Source organism: Phenylobacterium sp., assembly GCF_044372605.1.
Lineage (GTDB): Bacteria > Pseudomonadota > Alphaproteobacteria > Caulobacterales > Caulobacteraceae > Phenylobacterium.
The window spans coordinates 1-6,542 of the sequence record NZ_JBILRO010000197.1 but is presented as its reverse complement, the minus strand read 5'-3'; the positions used below and the strand labels follow the sequence as shown (position 1 = coordinate 6,542).

Annotated in this window: 8 protein-coding genes; 5 read left to right on the top strand and 3 right to left on the bottom strand. The window is 65.1% G+C overall.

Annotated elements, in window-relative coordinates; all coding sequences use genetic code 11:
* Window positions 1-434 precede the first annotated feature (434 nt).
* Window positions 435-1,199 (top strand): PhoH family protein, encoded by a 765-nt coding sequence (locus tag ACIQ42_RS14260; RefSeq protein ID WP_397422929.1) that lies wholly within the window; start codon window positions 435-437, stop codon window positions 1,197-1,199.
* 167 nt (window positions 1,200-1,366) lie between these two features.
* Here the strand turns inward: ACIQ42_RS14260 and ACIQ42_RS14255 are convergent, their stop codons facing one another.
* Entirely contained in the window at window positions 1,367-1,930 is a 564-nt protein-coding gene (locus ACIQ42_RS14255; protein WP_397422928.1) for a hypothetical protein, read from the bottom strand.
* Here ACIQ42_RS14255 and ACIQ42_RS14250 point away from each other — a divergent pair.
* From ACIQ42_RS14250 to ACIQ42_RS14235, 4 genes are read left to right on the top strand one after another with little or no spacing between them, the layout of a single operon-like run.
* On the top strand, window positions 1,929-2,063 hold the full coding sequence (locus ACIQ42_RS14250) for a hypothetical protein (RefSeq protein ID WP_397422927.1): 135 nt from the start codon (window positions 1,929-1,931) through the stop codon (window positions 2,061-2,063). The genes ACIQ42_RS14255 and ACIQ42_RS14250 overlap by 2 nt on opposite strands.
* A gap of 26 nt (window positions 2,064-2,089) precedes the next feature.
* Window positions 2,090-2,869 carry an exodeoxyribonuclease III gene (xth, locus tag ACIQ42_RS14245; RefSeq protein WP_397422926.1) on the top strand — a complete coding sequence of 260 codons (780 nt, stop codon included), beginning with the start codon at window positions 2,090-2,092 and terminating at the stop codon, window positions 2,867-2,869.
* 37 nt (window positions 2,870-2,906) lie between these two features.
* A complete protein-coding gene (locus tag ACIQ42_RS14240; RefSeq protein WP_397422925.1) occupies window positions 2,907-3,587 on the top strand; it encodes a hypothetical protein in 681 nt (226 codons plus the stop codon).
* Between the two features lie 45 nt (window positions 3,588-3,632).
* Window positions 3,633-4,325: an NnrU family protein gene (locus ACIQ42_RS14235; RefSeq protein ID WP_397422924.1), complete on the top strand. Its 693-nt coding sequence runs from the start codon at window positions 3,633-3,635 to the stop codon at window positions 4,323-4,325.
* On the opposite strand, the gene ACIQ42_RS14230 is transcribed toward ACIQ42_RS14235, so the two are convergent.
* Window positions 4,322-5,011, bottom strand: a complete 690-nt coding sequence (locus ACIQ42_RS14230; RefSeq protein ID WP_397422923.1) for an aspartate/glutamate racemase family protein — start codon at window positions 5,009-5,011, stop codon at window positions 4,322-4,324. The genes ACIQ42_RS14235 and ACIQ42_RS14230 overlap by 4 nt on opposite strands.
* On the bottom strand, window positions 5,011-6,542 hold a 1,532-nt coding region (gene ilvD / locus ACIQ42_RS14225; protein WP_397422922.1), incomplete at its 5' end, for a dihydroxy-acid dehydratase. The genes ACIQ42_RS14230 and ilvD, both read right to left, overlap by 1 nt.

Genomic DNA, 6,542 nt, shown 5'->3' with positions numbered 1-6,542 from the left:
CGTTCTTCTTAAGGATCACCCGCCCCATCACCGCAGCATTGGGCGCAATCCAGTATTCGTCATCATTCGGTAGCTCAGGTGTCACATTGCCCAAGGAATAGACGCTCACTGCCCCGCTCCATTTCTTGCCGCTGACGGCTGTTTAACGACTCATAAACCAAGCTAAGGTCAATCTAACGGTGCGATTCGAAAGTGCCAAAGTCCTTTGGAACGACCGCGGGGGTTTCGGCTCCCGTGTTCTCGCGTTGGACGGGGTGTATGACGCCAGGTCTGTTGCTCTCAAGGGCGCTCCCGCCCGCAAGCGCACGAAACGGTGAGCCGCCAGGCCACCCCCTCGGTCGACTCCTCCGCCGCCAACGCCGCATTCACCCATTTGTCCAAGGGCGCTCCCATTCACGGGACGCCCTTTTTTCTTGCCCCCACGGAGGCTTTTTATGACCAAGCGAGCCCTGAAGCGACAGCTGCGCGAAGGCGCGTTCGACGCCGGACAGTTCGAGGGTGATGACAAGATCCGCCGCCTGCCCGTCGAACGGGCCTGGTCGCCCCTCAATCATCACAACGACGATCGCGAGCAGGGCTATCTGAAAACGATCAAGGCCAAGTCCGTTGGACAACAGGCGCTGATCGACGCCGTGGATGCCAAGAATCTGGTGCTCGCCCTGGGCCCCGCAGGCACCGGCAAGACCTATCTCGCCATCGCCAAGGCCGTTGAGGCGCTGGAAGCCGGCAAGGTGGGCCGCATCGTGCTGTCGCGTCCGGCCGTCGAGGCCGGCGAATCCATCGGCTTCCTGCCGGGCGACGCAGAAGACAAACTCGCGCCCTATCTGCGCCCGCTCTACGACGCCCTGTCGGATCGCCTGTCCATGAAGCGTGTGCGCGCCCTGATGACCGAAGGCGCCATCGAGATCGCCCCCGTCGGCTTCATGCGCGGACGCACCCTGAACAACGCCTTTGTGGTGATCGACGAGGCCCAGAACTGCACCTATGTGCAGCTCAAGATGCTGCTTACGCGCCTCGGCTGGCACTCAACCATGGTGGTCACCGGAGACCCCGACCAGTCCGACCTGCTGCCGACCTTCTCCGGACTCGGCCCCGTGGCTGACAAACTTGAGTCCGTCAGCAACATCGCTGTCGTCCGCCTGAAGGACCGCGACATCGTGCGCCATCCGTTGGTCGCGGAGATGCTGGGGGTGCTCTAGCACCTCGTCTCCTGACTCCGCCCAATCGGTCGCCAGTTAGAGACGCCTCGCCCACCACCATGCGGGTCAACGCGACCAGCGCGCATAGGACGGGTCGAGGTGTGGCGGGCGGTTGGGAGACGACCTGCCGCGCGGGCAGCGAAAGCCCATCAGCAGCAGGGCGAACCTTATCGGGACGGAGCCTCGGAGATTGCGTAACCCTCAGGTTTCGCGAACAGGCCCGGATTGTCCGGCAAGGCGACCTCATAGGCATCGTAAACGATCGTCAGGACCGCCGTTGTCCCCTGAAAATAGGCCACCTCGGCCGGCGTTCCTGTCTCGTACAGGAGAATCTCCAGCCGCCGGTCGCCCTCCTGCAGGGCATGAATCCGCGCAGGACGCCCTGCAACGTCGCGCACCCCGGCTTCACGGGCCCGGCCGCGGGCGAAGCGCGCCTCGCAGCCGAACTCCAGCTCGGTGAAGGCCTGGGGCACCCCCTGCCCGGCCACGATCGGCGCCTTGGCTTCATAGGTGGGGCCGGGGTCCAGCATGTGGCGACCGGTCCTGTCCAGGCGATTGACGATCCAGACGTCTGGCGAGGCGACAATTGCGAGGACATGCATGCCTCCGGCTGGATCCGCAGGCTCTTCGTTGCGCAGGAAACGCGAGCCTTGCCGGTAGAGCGTAACGGGCGCCGCCCGGAAGCTGCCGGGTGTCACGTCGGGCCCGACCGAACGCGTGACGATTTTCATGAGTTTGGCTGGCGCGCAGGTCTCCGCCACCGCAGGCGAAGCCAACAAGGCCAACAACAAGGACAGAGCCGGTAACTTCATTTCGCGCGCGCGCACCACCCATGGCCTTGAGGCGGCTGCCCCACCCCTTTAGCCTCTGTCGCGGAACCGGAGACGTCAATGCGTATCGCCACCTGGAATGTGAACTCGGTCAACGCCCGCATCGAGACGGTTTTGCGCTGGTTCGAGGAAGCAAAGCCAGACGTGGCCTGCCTCCAGGAGATCAAGTGCGTCGACGAGAAATTCCCAACGGAAGCCTTTGAAAGGCTGGGATATAATGTCGCCGTCCACGGTCAGAAGACCTACAATGGTGTCGCCCTGATTTCGAAGACTCCGCTCGAGGACGTGCGGCGAGGCCTGCCCGGCGATGATACTGACGAACAGGCGCGTTACATTGAGGCCGTGGTCTCCGGCCCACGCCCGGTTCGGGTGGGTTGCCTCTACCTTCCCAACGGCAATCCAGTGTCCACCCCGAAGTTCGATTACAAACTGGGCTGGATGGCGCGCCTGAATGCGCACGCCCGCGAACTGCTGACGTGGGAAGAACCGTTTGTCCTGACCGGCGACTACAACGTGATCCCGGAGCGACGTGACGCGGAGTTTCCCGACAACTGGGCCGGCGACGCGCTGTTTCAGCCCGAGAGCCGAGCCGCCTTCCGGGCGCTGAAGAATCTGGGCCTTACCGAAGCCTTCATGCAAGCGGACGGCGCACCGGGCGCCTATACCTTCTGGGACTATCAGGCCGGCGCCTGGCAACGGAACAACGGCATCCGCATCGATCACGCCCTGTTGTCGCCCCAGGCCGCAGATCTCCTGACCGGCGTATCAATCCACCGGGATGTGCGCTCCTGGGAAAAACCATCGGATCACGTGCCGCTGGTCGTTGAACTCGATGCGTGATTTCGACGACTCGGTCGAACCGGCGTAGGCTTCTGCGATGGACGAGGCAGCCCGGCTTCTGACCCTTCTGGCCCTTGTAGGCGGTGCTTTGACGCTGGCCGGAACGGGTATGCTCTGGTTCCTCGACGAGACCCGCCGGATCCGCCGCACGCTCACCAACGCCCTTGGCCGCCCGCCAGAACCATACCTGATCGTGCGCGGACGCGGTGTGGGTATCGGGTTCGACCTGCCATCAAACCGCGTTGTGGTCGTATGGGACCGCGGCGCCTGGCGGCTGGACTACAGCCTCGATGAATTGATGGGCGTGGACCTGATCGTTGATCGACAAGTCGCGGCGCGCACCTTTCGGGGCGAGACAAGGCGACCGCTGGATCATCTTGCCGCGCCGACCGAGGGTGTCCGGCTGCGCTTCGTTTTCGACGATCCGGCTCACCCGGACTTCTCCCTGGACCTCTGGCAGCCGGGCGACGACGACGTCAGAGGTCGACGTCACGCAGACGAGGCCCTGGAAGAGGCCAATCGCTGGATGGCGCGAATGGAGGCCTTGCTGCGCCGGCCGGTCGCCCGGGCTCCCGCTGCGCCGACGACAATCCCGGTCCGGCCAACGACCTCGCCGGTCGCGGTGCGCCCCTTGCCGCCGGTTGAGCGTGACGACCGGGAGGAGGATGAGCCGCCCTGGGACGATCCGGACGATGGCGATCCCCGCGCTATAACTTGACGATGTAAATTACGCTGTCAGAGTCGTTAACGGAGGACCCAACCCATGACCAGCCTTGTTGCCGCCGCTGCTTTCTTCCTGCTGATCCACCTGGGTGTCTCCGGAACCCGGCTAAGGGACGCCGTCGTCGGACGTATCGGCCAGAACGCCTACATGGGGCTGTTCTCGCTGGCGTCGGTGGCAGGCCTGGTCTGGCTGGGCTTCGCCTATGCTGGCGCGCGGGGCGAGGTCTGGAACACGGCACACTGGGGTATCAACGCGGCCACCCGACATATTCAGCTTTTGACCCAACTTTTGGCCATGCTGCTGATCGTTCCGGGGTTGGCCACCGCCAACCCCACCGGTGTGCAGCAGGAAGGCGCCCTGGATCGCCCGGATGTGGTGCAAGGCATGCTGCGAATCACCCGCCATCCGTTTCTGTGGGGCGTGGCGATCTGGGCTTTGGGGCACCTGCTGGTGAACGGCGACCGGGCCAGCATCGTGCTCTTCGGGACCCTGCTGGTGCTGGCCGTGACCGGAACCTCCAGCATCGACGCCAAACGCAAGCGGGCGCTGGGCGAATCCTACGAGGCCTTCATGGCCCAGACCTCCAACGTACCCTTCGCTGCGGTTCTGAACGGACGCCAGTCTCTCAAGCTCGCCGAGATCGGCCTGTGGCGGATCGCGCTTGGCGTGGCGGTCTGGGCGATCCTGATGCTGGCGCATCCCATGCTGTTCGGGGTGGCGGCATTGGGTTAGCCCAGCGCGAAGTCTAACGCGGCCTCAACATGCGCCAGCGCTGTGTCGACCGTTGGCGCAGGCATGGCGTCCGCATCCAGCAACAATCCGATCTCGGTGCAGCCGAAGATGATGCTGTCAGCCCCGTTCGCCAGCCCCCGCTCGATGATGTCCGTCACGGCGACGCGGGAGTCGGCCAGAATCACACCCTGGCAAAGCTCGTCGTAGATGATGGCATGCAGGCGCTCCCGGTCACCCGCGTTCGGCGTCAGCACAGAGAACCCTGCCCGCTCCAGGCGATCCCGGTAAAACGGCTTCTCCATCGTGAACCGGGTGGCGAGCAACAAGGGCCGGGAGACGCCCTTCGCCGAGAGGGCCGCCGCCGTGGCGTCAGCGATATGGATCAGGGGAATCGCCACAGCGGCCTCAACCTGAGGGGCGTTGATGTGCATGGTGTTGGCGCAAATGATGATCGCCCCCGCCCCGGCCGCCTCCAGTTTTCGAGCCGCTTCGGCCAGAATCCTGCCGGTCTCCGTCCAGTCCTCAACGGCCTGCAGCGCCGCAATCGGGGCGAAATCCACCGACCACAGGATCAGCTCAGCCGAATGCAATCCACCCAGCCGTTCGCGGACACGCCGGTTCAGCTGCTGGTAGTAGACAGTGGTGCTCTCTGCGCTGATCCCGCCGATCAGGCCCAGGGTCTTCATCAGATGTCCGCGTACATGTGGCCCTCGCCCGCACCGCCCGGGTGCGTGACCGCGCCCAGGTGAGCCGGCCCCACCGTCCTTGCGAACTTCCACAAGGCGCCGGACGTGTAGATCGTGCGCCGCGGCTCTTCCTTCGCCAGTTGGCGGGCGCGGTTCTCCAGCTCGATCGGATCGACCTCCAGGTCAATCGTGCCGGCGTCGGCGTCAATCGAGATGATGTCCCCATCCTTGACCAGCCCGATCGGGCCGCCGTCGGCCGCCTCCGGACCCACATGGCCAATGCAGAGGCCGCGCGTAGCGCCGGAGAAGCGACCATCGGTGATCAGCGCTACCTTGTCGCTGATGCCCTGACCGAAGATTGCCGCCGTAGTCGACAGCATCTCACGCATGCCCGGGCCGCCCTTGGGCCCCTCGTAGCGGATCACCAGGACGTCGTTCTCCTTGTAGTCGCGGGCCTGTACGGCGGCGAATGCGGCTTCCTCGCCGTCGAACACCCGCGCGGGGCCGCGATGCTTGGTGTGGTTCGACCCCGCCACCTTGACGATGGCGCCATCGGGGGCCAGCGAGCCCCAGAGACCGACAACCCCACCTGTCGGCGAAAGCGGGTTGGAGACTGGACGGATCACGTCCTGGTCCTCGCGCCAGACCACGCCCTCGAGGTTTTCCCTGATGGTCTTGCCGGTCACCGTGATGCAATCCCCGTGGATCAATCCGGCGTCCAGCAGGGTGCGCAGCAGCATCGGCACGCCACCCGCCTCCCCCATCTTCTTGGCAGGGTAGCGCCCGCCCGGCATCAGATCAGCGAGATAAGGGGTGCGCTTCATGATCTCGCACACATCGCGCAGGGTGAAGCTGATGCCCGCCTCATGCGCCATGGCCGGCAGGTGCAGGCCGCCGTTGGTGGAGCCGCCCGTGGCCGCGATCACGACAGCCGCGTTCTCGAACGCCTCACGGGTGCAGATGTCCCGCGGGCGCAGATTCCGCTCAAGCAGCGCCATGACGGCCTCGCCCGATGCGATGGCGTACTGGTCGCGATCCAGATAGGCCGCCGGTAGCGCCGAGGAGAGCGGCAAGGCCAGCCCGATCGCCTCGGAAACACAGGCCATGGTGTTGGCTGTGTACTGACCACCGCAGGCGCCGTCGCCAGGACAGGCATGCTGTTCCAGGTCGCAGAGATCTTCCAGGCTCATCTCACCGGCGGAATGCTTGCCGACGCCTTCAAAGACGTCCTGCACCGTCACCTCGCGCCCTTGCCAGTTCCCCGGCAGGATCGAGCCGCCATAGATGAAGGCCGAGGGCACATTCAGGCGCAGCATCGCCATCATCATCCCCGGCAGGCTCTTGTCGCAGCCGGCGACGCCGACCAGCGCGTCATAGGCGTGGCCGCGCATGGTCAATTCCACCGAGTCGGCGATCACCTCGCGGCTGACCAGGGACGAACGCATGCCCTCATGGCCCATGGCCAGGCCATCCGTAACGGTGATGGTGCAGAACTCCCGCGGCGTGCCGCCGGCTCGCCTTACGCCCTCCG